Source organism: Variovorax sp. EBFNA2 (assembly GCF_033802765.1).
GTDB classification, from domain to species: Bacteria; Pseudomonadota; Gammaproteobacteria; order Burkholderiales; family Burkholderiaceae_C; genus Variovorax; species Variovorax paradoxus_H.
This window is the reverse complement of the sequence record NZ_CP138497.1, coordinates 219,706-244,038: the sequence shown is the minus strand read 5'-3', so window position 1 is coordinate 244,038 and position 24,333 is coordinate 219,706. Positions and strand designations below refer to the sequence as shown.

Sequence of the window (24,333 nt, the reverse complement as noted above, 5' to 3'; positions counted from 1 at the left end):
GCGAATGCGCACAAAAATTCAGCCGCTCAGCGTTTCAGCCCTCGCTGCTCGCCCGGCGTGAGCGACTGCATCTGCGCGGTCGTGAGCTCGCCCGCGCCGAGCACCTGCACCACGCCCTTGGGGTCGTAGGCCGCGCCGCTGCGCTCGCCTCCGGTACCGCTGCCACCGCCCTCGCCGCCCGCGGGTTCGTTGCCGAAGCCGAGCACGCGCACGGTGAACACCGACGGCAGCGCTTGGCGCTGGGCCGCGCGGTCGCGCTGCACGGCGTCCTGCGCCGCTGTGGCAGCCTGCGAGGCCGCCGCGCTGGCATTGGTCAACGCTCCCACATTGACGGCGGCGACCACCGGGATGCCCACCGACTCGCCCTGCACCTGGATGTTCTCGGCGTTGACCACCTGGAGCGCCGCCAAGTTGACATTGCCCGAGACGCGGATGCCCGCCTCGCCTGCATCGATGGTGCCCAACGGCGCGATCAGGTCGATGTCACCGGGCGGCACTTCCGGGATCGGGTTGAGCGTGGCGATGCCGGCGCCGGTGTTCGGCGTGGTCGGCGACAGGGACACGTTGCCGATGCTGTCGTAGGCACGCCGCTGCGGCGTGTAGACGACGGTGGTCTTGCTGCCCCGCCCGGCGTTGATGTCGCCTTCGGCCGACCACGCCAGGATGTGCCCGCCGAAGGTGGTGAAGATGCGGCTCTGGCCCAGCAGCAGGCTACCTTGCGTGTAGATCCGGATGTCGCCCGCGCCCTGCGTGAGCAGGCCCGAGCCTTCGCCCGGAGTGAAGCCGCCGTCCACCCCAACCAGCGCGCGGCCGCCCGGCACCATCAGGCTGATGTCGCCGCCGAAGTCGGTGTGCATGCCGGCGTCGAGCACCTTGTAGAACGGCACGTCGTAGCCCGGGCTGCCGCGCGCCACCCACTCGTCCTCGCGGATGTATGTCAGGCCGCGCTCGGGCCGGCGGGTGGCGGGGCTGTCGACGTACTGCCTGTAGTACAGCGCGCTGCTGAACATTGTGAGGTCACCCTCGTAGCGCAAGGCGCTGCCTTCGGCATCCTGCGCCGGGAACAGCGTGGCGATGGCTTCGCGCCCGCGCAGGTAGCTGCCCGAGCGCTTGCCGTCCGCGTCGTTGTACTCGCGGCCGGCGGCCTTGAGTTCGGCGTAGTAGATGTCGCGCAGGAACACGTTCTGCTGCGCCGGTGGCAGCGCGGTGAAGAAGGCGCGCGCGTCCATGGTCGCGGCATCGAAATGCAGCCCCAAGCCGTTGGCGCCGCCGAAGCGCTCGCTCAGCCACTTGACCAGGTGCAGGCTGCCGCTGTAGATCTCGAGCGCCTTGCCCGGCTGGTCGGCGAAGGCCACCGCCGGATCGGCCTGGTTGGCCGGATCCAGGTAGCGCTCGGCGAATGCGCGCCAAGCGGGTCCGTGCGATCCGACGCCCGCCATGACCGCGATGCCGGCGCCACTGCCTCGGTCGCCGGGCACCGCGCTGGCCACCGGGCCGATGCTGCGCAGCTCGGCCTTGTCGGCCATGTAGACATTACGCCCGGCACTGAGGTCCAGCAGGCCCGGGCCCGCGACGTAGAAGGTACTGGTGAGAATGTCGCGACCCGCTTCGACGACCGACACGTCGTCCAGGCTGTTGTGCACGATCAGGTTGCCGCGGCCCGTTCCGCCCGGCACGGCTACAGGTTTCTGCGGGGCACCGAGATCACCCAGGTTCTCCATCGTGAGCCAGCCCAGCGCGCCCGGCTCGAAGCGATAGACGCTGCCCAGGTTGTCGTAGCTCCCCAGCGTGGTGCCGGCATTGACGATGTCGCGCCCCGCACGGATCGCCACCGGCCCGCCGCCGTCGTACCAGCTCGCGTAGCTGCCGAGCTGGCCGGTGTTGTTGCCCCGGTGGACGATGGACCCGGTGCGCAGGCCGACGATGTCGCCTTGCGCCGCGTAGTAGCGCGCCGGCGGCTGCCCCACGTGCACATGGCCGGAAGCCGTCGGCGGTGTGAACGAGAACAGCGGATACGTGCCCGCTCCGCCGCCGCCGCCCATCGGGCCCGTGTTCAGCAGCACCGCCGGCGCGAGGGCGGTGCTGCTCACGTTGTGCACCTTGCGCGGGCCGTACCAGATGGTTTCCGCGTCCCCCACGAAACCCGGGTTGAACGGGCTGGGCAACGCGGTCGGGTCCGCGCCCGACATCGAGAAGCCGAAGCCGCCTGCATAGATGGAGCCGGCGGCCAGCAGCTCGAGCTGGCCGGTGCCGGTCGCCTTGAAGTGCGGATCCACCGGGGATGGCGCCAGCACCACGTGCTGCCGCGTGATGGTGGTGTCCTCGTTGGCGGGCTTGTAGCCGTAGTAAAGGCTGCCGCTGGCCGCCGCCGCACGGAAGATCGACGGGTACAGGTTCGCGCCATCGGTCGCCGTGGCATCGCCCTGCCCATTGCTCAGCCATGCCAGGGTGGGCGCCAGATGGCCGCCCGCAGACAGCAGGTCCACGGCCGTGGACGGCGTCCACAGCGAGAACCAGCTGAAGCCGCCGCCGTCGTGCTGCGCACCGTCCGCATGGAAGGGCGTGCCGCCGCTGAACTGGGGCACACGGCCGGGGTCGACCACGTTGGCGATCACCAGGTCGCCGCGCGCATCGATCCGCACCCCGGCATCGCCGGGCACCAGCACCGGCCCACCGCTGGCCGTAGCGGAGCTGGCCGTGGCCAGGCCATAGGCGCGCGACTCCTTGCTGTCCTGCCGACCATAGAGCAGCTCGACGCCGCCGACGCTGCCTGCCTCCAGCCGCAGCGCACCGCGCAGGTTGACGAGCATGCCGTTGAGGTCGACGCGGTGGGTGTCGCGCAGATAGGCGGTGTTGGCACTCTCGCCAGAACTGCGTCCGCTGAAACTGCGCAGCGCTGGATCGGCATTGAGCCCACCGCCGATGCGAACGTCGAGGTCACCGCCGCCCGTGAGCACCAAGCTGCCATCCGACGCCATGCGCCCGGTGCCGGCCACCGCCAGGTTCAGGCCCTGGCTGCGGTTGACGAAGACCGCACCCCAATCGCCGCGGCCGGTGAGCATGCCCGCATCGCCGCCGGCTTCCAGCACCAGGTTGCCGCCGCCCAGCGTTCCGAAGCCGGTGAAGCCGACGAGGCGCGGCATCGGACTGTAGGCGTTGCCGTCTTCCACGAACGACGGCACGTAAGTGCCGAAATTGATCCACCACGCGGTGGGCACGGCCTCGGGGCCGGTCTCCACGCGGCCGGTGCCCTGGCGCCACAGCCAGGTGCCGACCGACGCGCTGCCGGTGAGCGGCGCCACCGGGTAGCCGAAGCCTTCCTCGCGCTGTCGTTCCCCGCGCCGGCCGAGGCTGTCGCCCATCACCTCGCCCTGCGCGCGCAGCAGCAGGTTGCCCCCGGCTTCGGGGTACCAGGCCGCATAGAGGCTCTGACCGCCGCCGTCCACCAGCGGTGCGAAAGACCTGCCCTTCGGACCCAGCAGCGTGCCGTCGTGGCCGACGCTGCGGCCCAGGTCATGGCGATCGGGCTGGCCCGCTGGCGCCAGGGACGCCGACGGCGTGCCCGCGGTGTAGACGCCGTAGAGCGAGGTGGTGAGGATGTCGGCGCCCGAGACGACACGCAGGTCGCCCGTTCCGGTGCGCAGCACGCTGAAGAGCTCCTCGCGCACGGGACGCGAAACCCGGGTGGTGTCGGGCGGCGTGCCGGGGCTCTCCACGGCCACCGTGTTGCCCAGACCCCAGTCGTTCAGCTCCAGCGGTGACGCGGATATGAAGCCGAAATCGAACAGTGTCTGCAGGGCCTCTGGCGTAATCGTGCCGCCCGGCACCAGGGTCCCGGGCGGCAGCCCCCACGTCTCCCACATCGCAACATCCGCATCGGCCGCCCACCGGTACGTGGCTGGCGTGCCGGTCCCCGGCACGGGCACCTCGTCCTGGCCCATGCCGTAGTGCAGGTCGGACACCCGCACGCCGCCCTTCGTACCGCGGGCCGTCGCCAACCGGTCGGCAGCCCCCGTTTCGGCGCCGCCGACCAGCGTGATGTCCCACGACTGCGAGCCCGAAGGCAGCATCGGGGCCACCGCCCAGTTGCGGCCCTGCATGCCGTCGGCTTCGCGCGGGCGCAGGTCCACCATCTCGGCGCCGCCGGGCAGCCTGACCACCGTCTCGCTGGGGACGAGCGAGCCTTTGCGCAGCGTCAGGTCCTGCGCAAGCTGCACGCCATTGGGTGTGCTCCATGCATCGGTCGTGTCGTTGACCGCGCCGATCGGGAACGGCAGCGCCACGCCGCGCGGCCAGGTCATGGCGGCGACCTTCGCGCCCACCGGCAGGCGCACGCCCGCACCCAGCCGGGCGCCCTCGGGCAGCGTGGTCCCTTGCGCCAGCACCGTGCCCGCCGCATGCAGCAGGTTGCCCGCGGCATCGGACACCGGGCCCGACAACACCGTGCCAGCCGCCAGGCTCAGCGGCTCGCTCAAGGTGGCGGCGACCGGCAGCAGCGTGTTCGCGGCCAGGCTCATCGCCTGCATCGGCAGGTCGTAGTTCAGGACCTTGCCAGACGGGAAGAAGGTGTCCCGCGCGAGCGTGACCAGCCCGCCGTGCGGCACGACTACATCGGCGCCCCAGGGCTGTCGGCCCTTGAGCAGGACCCAGCCGTTGTCGTCGGCGGTGGCGTGCAGGCGCGAACCGTCGAAACCGTCGCTGATGCTGCCGAACACCTCGAGGTTGCCCGCCGCGCGCACCACCAGCGCGCCGGCCTCGCCCGATCCGTACGCATCCGTCATCTGCGTGGCGGGGTTCACGCTGGCGTAGCGGTATCTCGACAGGTCGATGTCGCCGTCGATGTGCAGATCGCCATCGGTGTTGGCCGCATGGCTGGCAACCTCGAGCCCCGGACGCAGGCGGAACTGCGACGTGTAGCCGCGCAGGCCCGCGAGCTTGCCGTTCATCAGGCTGGCGTTGTCCAGCGCATTGCCGATGAACGCCACGCTGTCGGCATGACGAGCGTCCAGCCAAGCCTGGTCGATCCGCTGGTAGGTGCGGCCGTCGGCCGTGGCGTCAGTGCCGGCCGGGGCACTGTCGTCAGTGATGAAGGCATTGACGACGATGGCCTTGGCGCCGTCGATGGCGATGGTTCCGGCCGCGTCGATGTCGACGTCGTTGCCGCGCGCGCCGCCCAGGCGCGGTGCGTTGAGCACGACCGTTCCCTGGTGGCGACTGGCACCGGCCACGCGCAGGTCCATGCGCACACCGCTTGCGAGCGTGAGGCGCCCGTCGCCCGAGTCGACCTCGATGACCGCCCGGTTCGGTGCGTCGATGGTCTGGCCATAGCTGTCGACACGCTGCACGCTGGCATGGGCGTCTAGCACGGCCGAACCCGTGAACGTCACACCCTGCCGGCCCGCCAGGCGGATGCTGCCGACCTGTTCGCCGCTGGCGTCGATGGTGCCGTGGACCGTGAGATGGCCCCTGTCGACCGATACGTTGACTTCGCGCGCCTTGATCTCGCTTCCGATGGCCAAATCGCCTTGCTTCAGCTGGAAGCTGCGGCGCCCGACGACACCGCCGTCGGTGAGGCGCCGGTTGAGCCCGGAGAAATCGGCGATGTGCTGCGCGCGCACCTCGATGGCACCGGCAGCGAAAGGCACCTCGGTGCCGCCGGCGTCGTAGTGGCCGCTGCTCGCGCCTTCGAGCGTGCCGGCCAGCGCCACGGTGCCCGCGCCCTGGCCGAGCGCGATGGCCGTGAGCTTGCCGGCCCGGTTGTTCCGTGCCGACAGGTCGATGCGGGAGCCCGCGGACTGCGCGATGTCGCCGCCCCGGCTCTCGATCGCGACGTCGCCGCCCCAGCTGTAGCGGGCGGTGTCGAAGAAGCCGATGCGACGGCCGGCCAGGTCGATTTGCGCGCCGTCGCCAAGCTGCACGTTGCCCTGCGCGCCGAGGCCCAGCTTGCCGCTGGGCAGCAGCACGGCGGTGTCGAGCACCAGGCGGCCGGCCAGGCTGTCCAGCGCCAGTTCGGCGCCCAGCGCGCCAGCCGGCGTGGCGCTTTCGGTCGGCGCCGCAGCACCGGCAGGCCTGCCCACGCGGATGTCGCCGCCGGCCGAGAGCCTGTTGACGGAGCCTGCCCGGCCGGTCAACAGCGGCGTGCTGATGTTCAGGTTGCCGCCGCTGCGGTCGAAGGCCTTGGTGGCGTCGTTCCACGCACCTTGCGCCGCATGGACCGACAGCGTGCCCTTGTGGTTGGCCGTGATGCGCTCGGCCGCGTTCAGGTTCACCGACGCGAAACCCAACGCCAGCCGGTCGTGCGAGCGCACCGAATCCACGCGGATGCCGGGGCCGAAGCCGAACTCGATTTCGCGCGCATCGACCGTGAGCTGCCCGCTGCCGGTGCCCGCGCCGCCCGCCACGACGGCGCCCGCCGGATTGATCGTGCCGGTCCAGACCAGCGTGTCGGTGTGGATGCGCGCGGTGTCGCCCGCGCTGCCGCTGCCGTAGATGGCCGGCGTGCCGAGCACCAGGCGCTCCAGCGCGGAGCGGCCGGTGGCGGGGTCGATGGTGGACAGCGTCACGTTGCCGAAGAAGTTGACCGAATCGCGCGCGGTCAGCACCAGGTTCTCCAGGGCCGGCGCGCCCACGCTGGTGTCACCGAGCAGCAGTCGGCCGAGCACGTCCTGGTTGAGCGTCAGGCCCGCCTTCAGCACGCCGCGCGCGGCGGCGTCGCTCAGCGCTGGCGCGGTGCCAGCGTTGATGCTGCCCACGGCGAGCACGAGGTTGCGCGTGCCGTAGCGCACCGCATCGCCGAGCACGAAGCGGTTGTCCGTTGCCGCCGTGATCGTGCCTTCGGAATACAGCCGCGTGACGCCGCTGCAGCCCGCCGCCACGGCGCAGTTGCCGATCTCGATCGAACCCGCGCCGTTGCCCTGCGCATCTGCGGCCGACGGCGCCAGCATGTGGAGCACGCCGTTGGAGACGGCGAGCATCGAACTGCGCCCCGGGTCGTAGGCATAGCCCTGGCCGGCGTCGTACGACGCGGCACCCCGGCCCAGCGTGTTGATGGCGGCGCCCTGCTCCAGCACGATGCCGCCATCGACGCGGCCGGTCAGCAGGAACACCTCGGCCGCCTTCAGCTCTGCGCCCGCGCGCAGCACGATGCCGCCGGTGTTCGCGCCAGCCACGCTGATGATGTTCGCCGACTGGTGCGATCCGGTCTGCGAGTCGGTGTAGACGGACCTGAGCTCACCGCCGATGACCAGCCGCGAAGCGCCGAGCGCATTCAGGCTGCTCGCATGCACCGACACGCCATCGAAGCCGCTCGTGGGCGCGGCCCCGTCGGCGAGCAGCTCGTAGCGCGATGCGTTGCGGACCACCGCGGTCGCCCCATGGCCGCCGCCTGCGGCGTTGCCGCGCAGCGCGCCATCGAAGCGCAGCGCAGGCGCCGCGCCGAGCGCGCCAGCCTGGTCGGGCGACAGGAAATTGAAGTGAACGGCCTTTGCATCGCGTTCCAGCACCGGGCGCGGCACCCCGTCGCGCGCGGCCACGGCGGTCGCGAAGCCGGCGTAGCTGGTCTCGTTGTACTGCGAGTAGCTGCGCAGAGTGCCGGCCGGCGTGAGCACCACCTGCGTGGGCAGCACGTCCTGCACGCCCGACTGGGCCATGCCCAGGCGCGCCGACGTGCTCCATGAGCCGTTGCGCATTGCACTGCCGGTGCCGAAGGCGCTGACACTCGCGGCCAAGCCGTTGAGCTCGACGCGGAAGGCGCCCGGCAACAGCGCATAGGTCGAGGGCAGCAGCGTGTAGGTGCCTGCGGGCAGGCCCGGTACACCCGCGCCGATGGTGATCTGCCGGCCGATCGCCGGATCGCCCGCGCCCTTCTCGGGGGCGACGGGCGCCTGCCCCGCCTGCGCGCCGGGCACGATGGCGTACACCGGGTTGGTGGCCAGGCCCGGCAGCACGAAGCCGCGGCCGTCGCCCGACCGCTGCATCAGCGGATGCAGGCGTGCATCGGTGGAGCCGCCGCGCCCGCTCAGGAAGGCCGCGCCGGTCAGCTCGCCGCCGCCGGACAGGTCGATCACCGCGCCGCCGCGCACATCGACGGCGTGCGCGTTGAACAGGACCTTCGGCTCGAGGCCGACGCCGCGGTAGTCCACATCCGCGCCGTCGTAGTAGTAGCTCAGCCCGTCGACTGTGCCGCCGTAGGGCATGGTCAGGCCATTGGCACTGACCGACGTGACACTGCCCGGCAGCAGGTTGACCTGCCCGGTGTAGCCGCTGCCGTCGGCCCGCCCCAGCGTGATGCTGCCCAGGGGCGCGCGCAGCACGCCGCCCTGGTTGACTGTGGCGGCGAAGAAAGCCATCTCGCCGAACACGCTGTACGGCATCGGCGGCAGCACCTCGCCGACGCGTTCGATGTCCAGGCTGCGTGCCGGGTCGAGCGCGATGCTGGCGTTGCCCCAGGTGTCGAAGGCGGTTCGCTGGCCCACCACCACCGTGCCGCTGCCGTGGATCTGGCGCGCCGCCAACACCATGTCGCCCGGCGAGAACAGGGCCGCGCCGCGCAGGCGCAGGTCGCCGCGGCTGCGCAGTTGCACGTCGCCGAAGGCATCGCGCTCGACCTTCAGGGGCGTGCCGCTGTTGTGCACGATCTCGCCGCGCGCACCCATGCCGAACTCGCCCACCACATCGATCAGGCCGCCCTCGAGCAGCAGCCCCGCGCCCTCGGCGACCAGCGGCACCCCCAGCGTGCCGCTGCCCGCGCTGACGTTCCTTGAGCCGAACACCGGATTGGGCATCAGGGTGCCGTCCCCTTGGCGGGCCGTGCTGCCAGCCAGCCGCAGGTACGGTGCCGACAGGTGCACCCGGCTGTCGCGGGGCGCCGACTGGCTCAGCCCGAGCGCACTCGCGGTGAGGTACAGCGCGTTGCCCATCTGCAGCTCGACGTTGCCATCGAAGCCAAGCAGTCCGTTGGCGAACAGCGACAGCGTGTCGAAGCCGCCGGCATGCACCGCATCCACGCCGTAGCGCGCCTTGCCGTAGGCCAGGCCCGCATCGGCAGCACCCGCTTTCAGGTCGGCGCGCAGGCCGCTGCCCGCATGGGTCTGCCCCAGCACCAGCTCGCGCGGCACGCGCACCTCGTCGCTGACGGCATCGCCCAGAAGGCTGTTGCGTTCGACGCCGAGATAGACCGGCGTCTCCAAGTTGAGCGCCAGGCTGCCGCCGGATGCGCCTGCCCCGCCCGCTGCGGCGCGCAGCGCGCCGTCGATGTAGAGCCCGTTGCCCGAACTCAGCGAGATCGCGCCGCCGTCGCTGGGCAGGAAGACCTCGCCCAGGCCCGGCAGGTCGAGCGTGGCGGACGCACCGGAGGCATCCAGCCGCGCGCCCTTGCGCACCACGACAAAGCTGTCGATCGCATCGAAGATCTGCGCCGCCAGGTCGTGCCTGCCGCCGATTTCGATGACGCCGCCATCGAGCACCTGCCCATGGCGCCGACCCTTCGCGTCCACACCGACGTATGCCTGGCCGGAAACGTCGAGCACCGCCTGCTCGCCGATCCAGAGCGAGCGCGCGCTGGGGGCGCCCTGCGACGAGCCCGTGCCGAAGGTGCCCGGCAATACGGAGATGCGTCCGCCGTGCGCCCGCAGTTCGCCCTCGATGGTGATCTGCGCATTGCCGGTCAGCGTGATGGCCTCGCCCGGATCAACGGTGATGCGCGCGCCCGCGCCGACGTGCGCGTCGCCCTCGGACAGCCGCGAGCCCGCCACCAGCGAGAGGCTGGCGCCTTCGCGCAGGCGCATCCGCGCCTTTGCCGGATCGTTCTGCAGCAGCGGCGGCAACCACGCCTGCAGCGCGAGCGACGGGTCTTCGCCGCTGGCAAGCCCGCGCGCCAGCGCAGGGTCCGCGCGCAGCACCGGCATGGCGACCGAGAGCTGCGCGCCGTCGACGACAACCAGTCCGTCCTGGCCCTCGACCGCGTAGTGGCGGAAGCCACTCTGGAACAGGCCAGTGCCCAGCGCCAGCGAAGGCTGCACCGCCACCGCTTCGGGCCAGAAGGTGCCGACCGGAATGCGCATGCCCGCCGGCACGACCACCGGCGCGGCCGCGATGCTGCCAGCCTGGTAGCTGCGCGTGGAGGGCGTGATCGGGAGGCCGTCGGGGAAGACGCTGGCCGGCAGCACGTAGCCCGCATCGAGCCTGCCGATGGTGGTCAGCACCGTGCCGGCGGGAAGGGTCGCGCCGGCGTGGACCTGCTGGCCGCCCGCAGTGACCACGGTCACCGGCACCAGCCACGGCGCCTGCAGGGTCACGGGGTTGCCGGACTGGACCAGGGGCTGCGTGCCGGTCAGCAAGGGCTGACCCGGCAACAGGCGCGACACCGTGACCGAGAAGTTCATCGGGATGACCTGGCCCGCGCCGACGACGTAGTCGTTGGCCAGCCGCAGCGGCAGCGTGGTGGCCTGGCCGGCCTGCAACTGCTCGACGGCCTGCGGCAGCCTGCCGCCGATGCTGACCAGCGTGCCATGGGCGATATGGAGCTGACCGCCACCCTCGACGCCATGTCCGCGCAACGCACCGTCCAGCGAAAGCACGCCGGTGCCGCTGTGTTGCCCGGCGGCCAGGTCGACGTCCCCGCCGCGGCCGCCCCGCAGCGAGCCGTCCGCCATCAAGGCCGCGCCGGAAGACACATCGATCAGGCTGTCCTTTCCGATGGCCACGTTGCCGCTGCCGCGGATCGCCACCTTGCCGCCGTCGATGAACGGCAGCCCGCCGGAGCCGGCGGGGTCCTGCTGCAGGTTGCTCCACACGCCCCGCACATCCAGCCTCACGCCGTCAGCCACCACCGTCTCCAGGGCTCGCCCGGTCGGCACCGTGAGGCTGACGGGCTCTTCGAGCCACGCGCCGCCGGCCGCTTCGGAGCGGCGGACGAACAGGTTGCCCAGGGCGATGGAGCCGCTGCGTGCGGTGAGATCGGCATCGACGCGGACCTGCGTCGCATGCAGAGCGATGTCGCCGCCCGTGGCCACCTCGACGCCCTTTTGCACCATCACGGCACCGCGCGCATAAACCTCCAATGCACCCAGCCCGAGCCCGTTGAGCCAGCCGGCGTCGAGCACGATGCGCCCACTGTCGGGCATGGCGCCGTCGGGCATGTCGCCGATCAGGACCTCGTTCACCATCGCAGCGGGGCTGTCGCGCAGGCGGCCTGTCTGCTTGTCGTAGATCGGCGTGAGGCTGCCGAGCACAAGCCGCGCGCCGCGGGCGACCGCCGTCTGCGCCTGCTGGTAGCCGTCCGTGTCCGCATCGCGGCCGCGCGTCTGGCGCTCGCCCTGGAAGGTCGTGCCTTCGACGTCGCCCTCGAGCACCGCCGCCTGCGTGGCGACCACGAGCCTGCCCGCGTCGCGGCCGACGGTGTAGCCGTTCTCCAGCCGCCGCATCGGCCCGATCAGTGGGCTGTAGAACGATTCTTCAGCTGCGTTGCCCCAGCGCACATGCTCGGTCCGGAAGCCCTTGTAGACGCCGCTGTAGAGCAGGTCGCCCGGTGCACGCGAGGCGTTGTAGAGCCGGCCGTCGGTTCCCACGAGCCACGACTGGTGGATATAACCGGTCTGCACGTCGAGCGTTCCGCCGGACACATTGATGGACGAGCCCGGCCGCGTGACGAGCTCGCTGCCGCCGAACTGCACGGTGCCCCCCAGCGCCGACCATTCCGCGATGCCGTGTCCGGTCACGCCGAGGTAGCCGCCCACCTCGAGCAGGCCGCCCGCCGTGTACCAGCGGTCGGTCTCGTAGCCGTTCGTGCCGGCGGCCACTCGGACCAGGTCGCGCCGGTCCAGCCAGAGGTTGCTGTTGTTCAGCCGCTTCGAGTCGCGGTTGCCGGGCGCATCGCGCTGCTCGTTGCCCTGCACATTGACCTGCACGTTGTTGGCCTCCATCGCGACGACGACGCCGACCGCGCCCGAAACGTCGATGGCGGCGCCCGTGTGCACGGTGCTGCGGCGGCGGGCATCCACCAGCACCTGGCCGCCCGTGGCAAGCGTCAACGAGCCGGCGTTGAAGTCGACGCTGCTCCCGCTGTCGATTCGGACCAGCGACTGGTCGCGCCGGTGAGACACGCCGTCTCCGGGTCTCTCGGAAGCCTGGACCAGCGTCTCGCGCTGCACGTCGAGCGCGGTGGTTGCGGACGCATCGAGCACCACCGCCGTCAGGCTGCTCTCGCCCATCGTCACCTGGCTCGCGGCATCGGCCCGGTCCGCCAGCAGGTGGACCGTGCCACGCGTGTGTACCGAGGTGGTGGCGACCAGCGCGCCTTCCTGGCGCAGGTTCTTCCCGACCAGGGTGATGTCGCCGGTCGTCGCCTGCACCAAGCCGCTGTTGACGACATCTCCGGCCCCGCTGCCGCTGTTGCGCAACGAACTCACGACGTTGCCGCGCGTGGTGGAGGCCTGATTCGAATCGGTGGCCAGGCCCTTGCGGATCACGAAGGCATCGCCGGCGCCGAGCACGGTCTGTCCGGAGGGCGTGGCAATCTCGCCGGCATTGCGCACTTCGCGGCCCAGCAGCAGCACATACCCGCCGCCCTCCGTCACCGACTTCGGCGCGCGCGTGGCGACGCGCGCGCCGGTTTCGACGGTGACGCCGGCAGTCACCGCGCTGTGAGCGAAGCTGCTGGCACCGATGGCGAGGTCGTTGGCGAAGGTGGGAATATGGGCCGACCCCTGCGCCTCGCTGAACAGCCCCTTGCCAAACTGTGCGTCGCTGATGTTCAACGCCGATGCCGCCAGGTTGCGCGTGTCGATCTGGCTGCTGCCGCTGAAGATGATGCCGTTCCGGTTGACCACCATCACCGTGCCATCGGCCTTGATCTGGCCTTGTATCTGGCTTGGCCGAGCCTTCGGATCGTTCACCCGGTTGAGCACCGCCCAGTTGGCCTGCTGGTCGAACTTCACCGTGGTGTTCCTGCCGACGTTGAAGGTCTCCCAGTTGAGGATCGCCTTGTCTGCCGTCTGCTCGACCATGACCACCGTGCGGCCCGCGGTCTGGCGCTGCGAATCGGCCGTGAGCGGGCGCGCGTTGTGCCAGCCGGCGGTGAGCGCATTCGTGTCGACCTTCAGGCCGCCTTCGGCAAGGCCGTCGGGCACCGACGGATCGTTCTGTGCAGCCGCGCGCGCTGCGGCCTGGGCCGATTGTTGCGCCGCGATGGCACGCGCCGCCAAATTCAAATTGCCGATGGACTGCTGCAGCTGTTCGTTCGCGCGTTGCTGCTGTGCCTGCGGTCCCGCGAGCATCGCGGCGGACATGCCGTTGGGCAGGCGGCCGGTGGCCAGCGCGGTGCTCTGCGCCATGTTCTTCTGCGCCATCCAGGCGCCGCTGAAAGCCTGCTGCGCCTGCACGCCGTCGAACGCTGCACCGCCGGCTAGCAGCAGCGCGATGGCGCGCACCAGTGGCGTGAGCCGTGCCTGCACGACTGCCGTGGACGAGGAAGAGGACGCGTTCGGCTGACTACGCCGGGACACCGTGCGGCTGCTGCTGCGTTGCATGCGGACTTCCATGAGTTCGTGTTTCGTTGCTCGATTGGGGCCACGAACCGAAACGGCTCGTGGACTACCGAGCTATGACAGCGAAGGTCGGGTGCGACTGCACCATGTCACGAAATCTTCACGAACGCGCGGTTCGGCACGCCTCAGGCGTTCGCGGCGCCCAGCAGCACGATGCCGCCGGGCAACTGCGTGAGTTCGGCGCCATACACATCGCGCACGAGGAGGGCCACGTCGTCCAGCCGGTCGATGGAAAAGCTGGCCTGCACGCGGCTGCGGCCCAGCGCCTCGCTCGTGAGGATGAGCCGGCCATGGCGGTAGCGGTTGACCTCAGCCACCACCTGTGACAGCGGCACCTGGTCGAACACGAGCTGGCGGCGGCGCCATGCGATGACAGCGGCGGTGTCCACGGCCGTGGCAACGCCGAGCCCGGCAGCGCCGTAGCGCAGCTGCCGGCCCTCGTCGAGCCGCACCTGCTGCGTGCCTTGCGCCACGTCGACCTGTCCCGCAAGGCAGGTCACGCAGACCTCGCCGTCGAAATGGCGGATGTTGAAGCGCGCGCGCGTCGCCGACACCGTGCCTGCGCCCGCCGCGACCGTGATGCGCGCCGAGGTCGAACCGCCGGCCAGCACCTCGGCCTCGCCGGACACCAGCTCGATGGCCTCGCCTGCGGGCTCTGGCGCCGCGCCGCGCCGCAGGTTGATACGCGTTTGCGTGTTCATCTGCAGCACCACGCCGTCGCCCATGGCGACCTCGCGCTGTTCCCCGGTGACAGTGCGGTAGTCATCGCCCCACTCGGCGACCGAGGGCCACAGCGCCAGCGGCGGCGACACAGTGAGGTAGGCGACCGATGCCGCGACCGCACCGCCCAGGAAGGCGCGGCGGCCGGGCACCGCGAGGCGGCGGGCCGCCTCGCGCACCTCCTGCTGGCGCACGCGCTGAGCGGCCGGCGCCATGGCCTGCCACACCTCGCGCGCCTGCACGAAGGCCTGCGCGTGGTCGCGGCTGCGCGCGCACCAGCGCCGGAAGGCCTGACCGTCGGCCTCCGTCGCCTGTTGCGAGCCGAGCCGCACCACCCAGGCTTGCGCTTCGCGTTGCAGGGTTTGCTTCATGGCCTCGGTCGCCTGGGGTTCTTCATCGGTCATCATGGGGAGACTGTTTTCCGGCGCCGGGACCGAAGCGCTGGATGAAATCCCGGCCGAGCCGCTCGCAGCAATGCTCCAGGCCGGCGCGCAATTCCTTCTCGACGGTGCGCGCCGACACGCCGTAGCGCGCCGCGATGTCCTTGTGCGGCATCTCGTCGACGCGCGCGGCCAGCACGATAGCGCGGCGGCGGCGCGGCAGCTCGCCCAGCGCGCGCTCGAGGGCCTCGAGTTCGTTGCGCGCCTCAGCACCGCGCGCGGGGTCGGCGGCCTCGTCGGCCATGTCGTACAGCGCTTCGACCTCGCCCACGCTCAGCAGCCGCGCGTTGCTCTTGCGCTGGTCTTCTGCCACGTTGAGCGCAATGCGGAACAGGTAGGCCGAGGGGTAGCGCACGGCGCTGCGCACGGTCGAGTTCTCCACACGCAGGTAAGCCTCCTGCAGCGCATCGTTGGCGAGGTCTTCCGAACCGAGGCGGTGGTGCAGGTGCTTGCGGAACTGCGCATAGCGCGCCAGGAACAGCGCACGCAGCGAAGCCTTGATCGATTCGGACATGCGCCTCAGCCCGTGGCGCCTGCAGCGCGCGCACGCAGGTACGGCCGGCAGTCGCGCGCCGGGTCGGGGCGCGGGGTCAGCAGGAGCGTGAGGGGTTGCGGCAGCGCGGCCGGTGGCGGCGTGTCCAGGCCGAGCGAGCGCAGGCTGGCGAGCACCGTGGCGTCGCGCGCCGGCACGCCGCTGCCCTCGAGCAGACGGGCCTCGGTGACGGCGCCCGCCGGATCGATCCACAACTGGATCGCGAGCCGGTAGCGGCCGAAGGCGTCGGGCTGAGCGATGCACAGCACGCGCGTGACCGCGCCCTGCAGGACGGCAGCGTAGGCCTGCAAGGCACGGGGACTGCCAGCCACCGGGGCGCCAGCCGGTGCGCGTTCGTCCTGGGCAACGGCTGTCGCCTGTACCGGCACGAGCGTGAACGCGCTGGCGCCGGTGTAGCGCGCCACCAGCCCGGTGCCGGCGAGCATCCGCTGCAGTGCGTCGCGCGGTGCAAAGTCGCCTTGCACCGGTGAAGCCTCGCGACCGTCGGTGAGGCCGCTGGTAACGAGCACCGAGTGGCCGGTGAGATAGCCAAAGACGGCCAGGGATCGCGCCAGCGGCTGCTCAGGCAGATCGAAATGCAAAGGTACCGCGTCGGACGCCATGTCATCGGCTGCTGCCGCATGGGCAGCGCACATCACCAGCGCCATGACCAAGCACCAGGACAGTGTCAGGGCACCGCCTGATGCGGAAGTACATGTCATGTGACGGAGAATCAACAGCAGCAACGAAGGACTCGAAAGGCGGGCGTCCGCCGTGCGGCCGGGGTGAGCGTGCCGGTGAGACTAGTCGCCGTGCATGACCGACATGTGACGTTTCGTTCACACGTGTAGTTCCGAGCGATTCGCGTCTTTTTCTGACTTGCGCGCTACCTCGGCCGTTCGGTGCGATGCCCCCAACGACTGCAGCCTCCGCCACGCTAGAACGCCCCGGATGCTCTCTTCAAATCTCGCGCGCACCCAGGCGGTGCGCCGTGGGAGACCGGCGAGCAATGAGCCCGTGCTATGCGTCATTGACCGTCTCGCGTTCAGGCGGGAGGATCTTGATCAGCTCGCAGTCGTCCGACCAGCCTACGACGGCGTGCCGGATGCCGGGCGGCTGCACTCCGTTGTTGGGCGCCCCCTATTTCCTTGCGACAACTTGCCCAAGAACAATCCGTCCTTCTTGGAGATTTCGCCCTTGATTTTGTGCCATCGCCTGAAAGTCAGCCCCGAGGAGCAGATGGAATCCAAGGGGCGGAAAGCCTTCCTTGCGGATCTTCTCGGCCAAGGACACGAACCATGTGCGCGCTGCCTCGGTCGTGTCCATCCAGTCAGAAATCGTGAATCCAGCGTTCTCGATAAGCCTGCGCAACTCGTCCGGCTGCACGAGGAAGCTTGTATCCGGCGTGCGCGCCCATGGGACGGGAAACAGGACCGGTCCAGAAGGGCCGGCCAATACGTCGTAGATGGCGAGCGTGCCGCCCCGCTTCAGAACCCGGTGCATCTCCTTGTACAGCCGGGTTTTGTCTGGAATGTTCATGGCCACGTGCTCCGTCCAGACGACGTCGAACACGCCGTCATCAAACGGCAGGTCAGTGGCATCAGCCTGGCGATAATCGACCAGGTCCGCGAGTCCGACCTTGGCAGAGAGCATTGCAGCGGCACGGCAATACTCGTCTGTGAGGTCAATGCCAGTGACGTGGCAACCGAATTCCCTGGCAAGACAGCGCGAGGTCCCGCCAACTCCGCTGCCGACATCGAGTACACGTTTATTCGCATCGAGACCCGCGGCCAGGGCAAGCTCAAGCGTCGCGACCCGGCCCCGGATATGAAACTCGTCAACCGGTGCCAAGTCGTCTGGCGTGAGGCGGTCCAGGTCTTTGCCCGCCTTTTCCAGGGCCGCCAAAATGACGCTTCCCACATCCGGGCGACCGTAGTGCGTCTGGATGGCTTGGTTGATTCGATTCGGCATAGAAATGCCTCCAGTCCCTGTTGGGGTTGTCCAGCGAATGAAAGGGTCCTTTCCGTCCCGAACCAGCATGGTGGCGAACAGCGACGAGCACCACGACGAGGCCGTGAATCTCAAGCCTGCGTCGACCACGCGGCATCTTGCGCCACCTCACGCAGCGTTGCAACGGCTCGCGCGTACTGCGCGAAGCCGATGTTCGCGTCCTCGATGATCTTCGCGTAGATGGCGGCATCCGTGCGCACCACTTTCTGAAACGCTTCGGGCTTGCCGCCGGTCAGCTGCAGGCGCAGCGCCTCGATCTTGCGCTCGTGTCGGGCAGGTGCACGATGCAGTCGATTTCGACGGAAAGATTCAGCACCACCGGCGCAAGCGTGGCGGCGGGCAGGAACACACCGAGCCGGCCGTAGGCGTCGAAGAAGTGAAAGCTTAGTTCGGCGAGGCACGTCGGGCATGCGTTGCGTGCTGGTCACGGTGATCGGGCTCTTCGACTTGAGGGGCGGCCGCGCGGTGGAACTATCGATGAAGGCCGAGGCGAGCTCGCCGCCCACCAGGTTGGTGACAAGTGGCGCCGCGCCCGAACGGCCAAATCCGTACGTCGCGCTACGGGGGCGAGGCGGATCGATGCGCTGCCGGATGGCTCGATTGCGGTGCACAGCAGACATTCAGCGGACCGCGCCGTCGGACTGCAACCGGTCTAGAGCGGGCATATACGGCGAACGGCGCCGCAGGCAACTAACAACTGTCGTCCAGCGCAAACTAGACTTTAGAAGTTCCTTCTGTCTCGCGTTTGGTGTTTTTCTTTCCGACGGACGCCAAGGAAAGATCGTCATCCGTCCGAGGGAAATCGGACATCCAGTTCGCGTTGAACCTCGCGGACCAACGCCAGCAGGCACGCCGAGAACTGGTCCGCGATCTGCTCGACGGGCTCGGCGGTGGACAGACTGAGGTTCATCACGTAGATCGCGTCGTCCACCACCAGCGGCACGGCCAGAGCCACCACCTCCGGCTGCCACGACGCAGCGCAGAAGCCATCTCGTTCCACGCTCACGCGCGCCGCATCGATGGCCCGCACCATTCCGCTCCATGTCGAGCCTCGGCGGCCCTTGAAGAGGCGCATCAGCGCACGGGTCCTGGGCTCGGGCGCCACGGCAAGGTAGGCGCGGCCCAGCGAGGTCAGCTCCATGGGAACGCGCTGCCCCGAGACCACGTGGCGCAACGCGACCCGCCGGGCATAGCGGATCGACTCCAGGTAGACCATCTCGTCACGATCGGGCGCCGCCAGGCCGACGTTGACGCGGCGGCTCTCCGCCAGCGCGCGCATCCGGGGCGCCGCGACGGCCAGCAGCCGCGAGCCGGAGCGCATGGCATGCGCCAGGCTCAGGACCGCGGGCGCGAGGCGGTAGGCCCGCCGCACGGTGTCGAGCTGCAGCATGCCTGCGCCGACCAGCGTCTGCGTCAGCCGGCTGACCGTGGACTTCGACAAACCCGTGCGCTCGGCCAGCTCGCTGTTGCCCAGCAGTTCCGAGCCGGGCCGGAATGCGCGCAGCAGATCGATGCCGCGTTCGAGCGAGCGGTTCGCCGGTGACTGGCCGGGCTTTTCATTGGGGATCGTGAGCAAGGTGGGGTCCATGTCGGGTGTCGGTGGCGACGGTTCTGCCTGACCCGCAGTGTGTCCGTGCACGACGCCGGCGCCATCGGCTGCAACCCGCAGACGATTCCACTGGTTGGAATTGGTGGGGTTACTTTCCGGGTCGTTCTTCCTAAGCTTCGGACACGGTGATCGCACGGCGACGCCGACCACCACCCGGGCCCAAGAGCCCCTGCCATGGAGACAAGACATGCACCCCTTTTCCACCCGCCCCCTGCGCGCCTGCATGCATTCGCTGCTGCTTGCCGCCGGCGTGCTCGCCGCCGGCAGTGCCGCGTGTGCCAGCACCTTCCCGCAAAAGCCCGTGCGCATCGTCGTGCCGTTCTCGCCCGGCGGCGGCACCGACCTGATTGCGCGCACGCTGGGCCAGGAGATGTCGAAGGACCTCGGCCAGCCCGTGATCATCGACAACAAGCCGGGCGCCGGCACCATCATCGGCACCGATGCGGTGGCCAAGGCCGCGCCCGATGGCTACCTGCTGGTCATGTCCAGCTTCGCGCACGCGGTCAACCCGAGCCTGCAACCCAAGCTGCCGTTCAGCAACGAGAAGTCGTTCGCGCCGGTGCTGCTGGTCGGCCGCGGCCCCAACGTGCTGGTGGTGCGCCCCGCCAGCCCCTTCAAGACCGTGCAGGACGTGCTCGCCGCAGCCAAGGCCAACCCCGGCAAGCTCACCTATGCCTCGCAGGGCGCGGGCACCTCCGCGCACTTAGCCGGCGAGATGTTCGACAACCTCGCGAAGGTGAAGACGACGCACATCCCCTACCGCGGCGCCGGCCCGGCCATGACCGATCTGCTGGGCGGCCAGGTCGACCTGTTCTTCGGGACCGCTGCCGCCGTGGCGCCGTTTGTCGAACGTGGCCAGTTGCGCGCCATCGGCGTGACCAGCGCCCAGGCCTCGCCCGCGTTCAAGGACATCCCGACGATCGCGGCCACCGTGCCGGGCTACGCGGTGGAAAGCTGGTACGGCTTGTACGCGCCGGCCGGCACGCCCAAGGACGTGATCGCGCGCCTGAACGCCGCCGGCCGCAAGGCCGCGCGCTCGCCGGAGTTCGCGCGCAAGGTCGAGCAGGAAGGCCTGAGCATCAACGCCGGAGAGCCGGCGGAACTCGACACCTACGTGCGCGCCGAAGAAGCGCGCTGGGCCCGCATCGTCAAGGAAAACGGCATCAAGGCCGATTGATCCGCTGCACATCGTCTCCAGGAGAATTTTCATGAGCTACTCACTGATCGCGCTGCAGGTGCGCGACGCCATCGCGACCCTCACCTTCAACCGCCCCGACAAGCGCAACGCGATGAGCGACGACATGCGCACCGAGTTCATCGATGCACTCGAACGCGTCGCGGCAGACACGTCCATCAAGGCGCTGGTGCTGACCGGCGCCGGCAAGGGCTTCTGCGCGGGCGGCGACATCGCGGGCATGCAGAAGCGCATGGATGCGCCCGCCGGCGAGGTCGGCTTCAACGGCTGGCACCGCCAGCAACGCGTGCATCGCACGCAGGCCCTGCTGCACACGATGCCCAAGCCGGTGATCGCGGCCGTCAACGGCGCGGCCTCGGGCCTGGGCGCCGACACCGCGCTGGCCTGCGACTTCATCATCGCGAGCGAATGGGCGAGCTTCAGCTGGTCGTACATCCACCGCGGCATCGTGCCGGACGGCGGTGGCATGTACTTCCTGCCGCGCCGCGTCGGCCTGCCCAAGGCCAAGGAGCTGATCTTCACGGGCCGCCCCGTCAAGGTCGAGGAAGCGCTGCAACTAGGCATCGTGGACCGCCAGGCATCGGCCGACACCTTGCTGGCCGAGGCGCAGGCTTGGGCCGCCGAACTGGGCAAGGGCTCGGCCACCGCGCTGGCGCTGACCAAGACCATCCTCAACCAGAGCTTCGAGCTGTCGGCCCACCAGGTGTTTGCGCAGGGCAGCCAGGCCCAGGGCATCTGCTACACCAGCACGGCGCACCGCGAGTCGGTGATGGCGTTCCTGGACAAGTCCGCCGTCGCGGCCAAAGAGTGAGTGCCATGAACGCCATGTCCCCCATTTCCCGCTTGCTGCATCCGCGCAGCGTGGCCGTCATTGGCGCCTCGGCCGATGTCACCAAGACGGCCGGCCGGCCGGTGTCCTACCTCGTCAAGCACGGCTTCTCGGGCGCCATCTACCCCGTGAATCCCAAGGTCGAGCGCATCGGCGAGCTGACCTGCTATCCCGACGTGGCCTCGCTGCCCGGCGTGCCCGATGTCGGCATCGTGCTGCTCGGCGCGGAGCGCGCGCACCTGGCGGTGCGGGACCTGGCGGCGCGCGGCTGCGCGGCGGCCATCGTGCTGGCCAGCGGCTACACCGAGACCGGCGAAGAAGGCGCGCGGCGCCAGCAGCAGTTGATCGAGGCGGCGGGCGACATGCGCATCCTCGGCCCCAACACCATCGGCCTCGTGAACCTCAGCGACAACATCGTGCTGTCGGCCACCGGCGCGCTGGAGATGGCGCACTTTCCGGTCGGCGGCATCGGCGTGGTGTCGCAAAGCGGCGGCATCCTTGGCGCGCTGCTGTCGCGCGCTGCGGCACGCGGCATCGGCTTGTCGAAGCTGATCTCCACGAGCAACGAGGTCGACCTGGAACTGGCGGACTTCATCGACCACCTGGCGGACGACCAGGCCACGAAGGTCATCGCGCTGTATGTCGAGACCGTGCGCGACCCCGCCAAATTCCGCAATGCGTGCCTGAAGGCCGCACGCGCCGGCAAGCCGGTCGTCGCCTTCAAGATCGGCCGCTCCGAAGCCGGCGCCCAGGCCGCCGTGTCGCACACCGGTGCACTGGCCGGCGCCGACCGCATGTACGACGCGCTGTTCCAGCAAGTGGGCGTGATCCGCGCACAGACCTTCTCCGACCTGCTGGACATTCCCGTGGCGCTGGCCACCGGACGCAAGCTGCACGGCAAGCGCGTCGCGATCCTCACCTCGACCGGCGGCGCCGGCACGCTGGTGTCCGACGACCTCGGCATGGCCGGCTTCGACACGCCGCCGCCCGACGCCGCCACCGCCGAAGCGCTACGCGCACTGCAGACCGGCGACCACGCCGTGCTCGACCGCAACCCCATCGACGTGACGCTCGCCGGCCTGAAGCCGGACCTGCTGCGCAGCGCCATCAATGTGTTGCTCAAGAGCCCGAGCTACGACGCGCTGACGATCATCGTCGGCTCCTCCAGCCTGGCCATGCCCGAACTGCTGGCCGGCGCCATCCAGGACTGCCTGCCGAACTCCGACAAGCCCGTCATCGCCTACGTGAGCCCGCATGCGCCCGACGTCGGCGCCTTGCTCACGCAACGCGGCGTGCCCGCGTTCGCGGCGGCCGAGAGCTGCACGGCCGCGCTGCGCGCCATGTTCGAGGCGACGCAGCTGCGGCCCCAGCTCGAGTCCAGTGTGCGCAGCGAAGAGGTCGACATCGACGACTTGCCGACCGGCTCGCTCGACGAGCACCAGGCCAAGCAACTGTTCACACGCTTCGGCGTGCCCTGTGCGGGCGAGCGCGTCGTCGCTTCCTCCGCCGAGGCCGAGGCTGCAGCGCGTGAACTAGGTGGCCGCGTGGTGTTGAAGATCCTGTCGGCCGAGATCACGCACAAGAGCGACGTCGGCGGCGTGGCGGTCAACCTGACGGCCGGCACGGTCGGTGCACGCCTGACGGCCATGGCGGCCGACGTCGAAGCCCACACGGGCGTTCTGCCCCAACGTTTCCTCGTGCAGGCAATGGTCGGTGCAGGCACCGAGCTCATCCTGGGCATGCACCGCGATGCACTGGGCACGGCCATCCTGCTGGGCATGGGCGGCGTCACCGCCGAGCTGTTCAAGGACACCACGATGCGGCTGCTGCCGCCCGGCGGTGGCCTGTCGCGCGCCGACGCGCTGTCCATGGCGCAGCAGCTGAAGACCTGGCCGCTGCTCGACGGCTTCCGTGGCCGGCCCAAGGCCGATGTCGAAGCGCTCGTGACAGCCATCGTCGCGTTCTCGCAGATGGCCGCGCAGTTGGGCGAACGGCTGGTCGAAGCCGAGATCAACCCGGTCTTCGTGCTGCCTCAGGGCCAGGGCGTGCGCGCGGCCGACGGCGTGGTGGTGCTGGCCTGAGCCCACATACTGAACCCTTCATCGCAAGAGACACCCCCATGCACGCCACCGAAGCCTTCGGCCGCTACGCCCAGGACTACCACCAGAGCGCCCTGCCCGACGAGGTCATCCACCACGCGAAGCGCGCCGTCATCGATTGGTACGCCTCGCTGTTTCCCGGCCTCGCCGCGGCCCCGCTGGCCCCGTTGGAGGACGTGCTGGCCGATGACCTGGACCGCGGCCGCGCACGGTTGGGCAACGGGCGCAGCGCCACGGCGCGCGCGGCCGCGCTGTTCAACGGCACCGCCGCCCACGCGGCCGAGGTGGACGACAGCTTTCGCGACGCCATGTACCACCCCGGCGCCGCCACCATCGCCGCCGCGCTGGCCGCCAGCCAGGACGCCGGCGCCAATGGCCTGGCCTTCCTTCGCGCGCTGGTGCTCGGCTACGAGGTGTCCACGCGCATCGGCGTGGTCATGGGCCGGCCCCACTACCGCTTCTGGCACAACACCGGCACGGTCGGCACCTTCGGCGCAGCGGCTGCTGCGGCCGGCGTGTTGCAGCTGGGCGCCCTGCCCTTCGCACACGCGCTGGCCACGGCGGCCACGTTCGCGGCGGGGCTGCAGCAGGCGTTCCGCATGGACTCCATGTCCAAGCCACTGCATGCCGGCCGGGCCGCCGAAGCGGGCCTGCTGGCGGCGCAGATGGCCGCACGCGGCGTGACGGGTTCCCTCGACGTGCTCGACGGCGAGGCCGGCCTGGGCCAGGCCATGAGCAACGGACCCGACTGGTCGCAGGCGGGCGCGACGCTGGGGCGCGAGTTCCACATCACGCGGCTGACCTTCAAGAACCACATCGGCTGCGGCCATACCTTCGCCGCCATCGACGCCGCACTCGCATTGCGAGAACAGCACGCGCTGCAACCCGAGGACATCGCGCATGTGCAGGTCGACACCTACCAGCCCGCGCTCGACATCGCCTGCTACGACCGGCCCACCACGGCCAACGAAGCGCGCTTCAGCCTGCATTACGTGGTCGCCACCGCGCTCACGCACGGCAGCGTGCGGCTCGCAGCCTACGAGCCGGCGCAGCTGGACGACGTGCGCACGCGCGAGCTCATGACCCGCGTCGACGTGCGCGTCGATCCCGCGATCGACGCGGCCTTTCCGGGTCAGCGCGCCGCGCGCGTGGAGATCACCACGCGCGCGGGCGCCAGGCTGGTGCACCTGCAACCCAACCGCAAAGGCGACCCGGAACTGCCGCTGTCCGATGCGGAACTCGAGAGCAAATTCCTCGAGCTGTCGGCGCCAGTGATCGGTGCCTCGCGTGCGCAGGCGCTGCTCGAACACATCTGGAACCTGGACCGTGCCAATGACCTGCAAGGGCTGAGCTGA

11 protein-coding genes are annotated in these 24,333 nt (G+C 70.0%); 4 read left to right on the top strand and 7 right to left on the bottom strand.

Annotated features, from left to right (window positions below; all coding sequences use genetic code 11):
- Positions 1-26 precede the first annotated feature (26 nt).
- From RZE79_RS31500 to RZE79_RS31470, 7 genes are all read right to left on the bottom strand, one after another.
- Complete coding sequence (locus tag RZE79_RS31500) at positions 27-13,526, bottom strand: filamentous haemagglutinin family protein (protein ID WP_319362171.1); 13,500 nt, start codon at positions 13,524-13,526, stop codon at positions 27-29.
- Between the two features lie 143 nt (positions 13,527-13,669).
- Complete coding sequence (locus RZE79_RS31495; protein ID WP_319362170.1) at positions 13,670-14,671, bottom strand: FecR domain-containing protein; 1,002 nt, start codon at positions 14,669-14,671, stop codon at positions 13,670-13,672.
- Entirely contained in the window at positions 14,658-15,218 is a 561-nt protein-coding gene (locus RZE79_RS31490; protein ID WP_319362169.1) for an RNA polymerase sigma factor, read from the bottom strand. Before RZE79_RS31490 ends, RZE79_RS31495 begins: the two co-directional genes overlap by 14 nt.
- A 5-nt stretch (positions 15,219-15,223) precedes the next feature.
- On the bottom strand, positions 15,224-15,859 hold the full coding sequence (locus tag RZE79_RS31485; RefSeq protein WP_319362168.1) for a secretin and TonB N-terminal domain-containing protein: 636 nt from the start codon (positions 15,857-15,859) through the stop codon (positions 15,224-15,226).
- Positions 15,860-16,376: 517 nt separating this feature from the next.
- The gene (locus RZE79_RS31480) at positions 16,377-17,207 is read right to left on the bottom strand and encodes a methyltransferase domain-containing protein (protein WP_319362167.1); all 831 of its coding nucleotides are present in this window, start codon (positions 17,205-17,207) and stop codon (positions 16,377-16,379) included.
- 110 nt (positions 17,208-17,317) lie between these two features.
- On the bottom strand, positions 17,318-17,866 hold the full coding sequence (locus RZE79_RS31475) for a hypothetical protein (RefSeq protein WP_319362166.1): 549 nt from the start codon (positions 17,864-17,866) through the stop codon (positions 17,318-17,320).
- A gap of 164 nt (positions 17,867-18,030) precedes the next feature.
- Positions 18,031-18,834, bottom strand: coding sequence for a helix-turn-helix domain-containing protein (locus RZE79_RS31470; protein WP_319362165.1), 804 nt, complete (start codon positions 18,832-18,834; stop codon positions 18,031-18,033).
- A gap of 244 nt (positions 18,835-19,078) precedes the next feature.
- On the opposite strand from RZE79_RS31470, the gene RZE79_RS31465 reads away from it, so the two are divergent.
- The 4 genes from RZE79_RS31465 to RZE79_RS31450 are packed head-to-tail and all read left to right on the top strand — an operon-like array spanning position 19,079 to position 24,333.
- Positions 19,079-20,032 (top strand): tripartite tricarboxylate transporter substrate binding protein, encoded by a 954-nt coding sequence (locus RZE79_RS31465; RefSeq protein ID WP_319362371.1) that lies wholly within the window; start codon positions 19,079-19,081, stop codon positions 20,030-20,032.
- Positions 20,033-20,063: 31 nt separating this feature from the next.
- A complete protein-coding gene (locus RZE79_RS31460; RefSeq protein WP_319362164.1) occupies positions 20,064-20,861 on the top strand; it encodes an enoyl-CoA hydratase-related protein in 798 nt (265 codons plus the stop codon).
- A 14-nt stretch (positions 20,862-20,875) separates the two neighbouring features.
- Positions 20,876-22,960 carry an acetate--CoA ligase family protein gene (locus tag RZE79_RS31455; protein WP_373696602.1) on the top strand — a complete coding sequence of 695 codons (2,085 nt, stop codon included), beginning with the start codon at positions 20,876-20,878 and terminating at the stop codon, positions 22,958-22,960.
- A 38-nt stretch (positions 22,961-22,998) separates the two neighbouring features.
- Positions 22,999-24,333 carry an MmgE/PrpD family protein gene (locus RZE79_RS31450; RefSeq protein ID WP_319362162.1) on the top strand — a complete coding sequence of 445 codons (1,335 nt, stop codon included), beginning with the start codon at positions 22,999-23,001 and terminating at the stop codon, positions 24,331-24,333.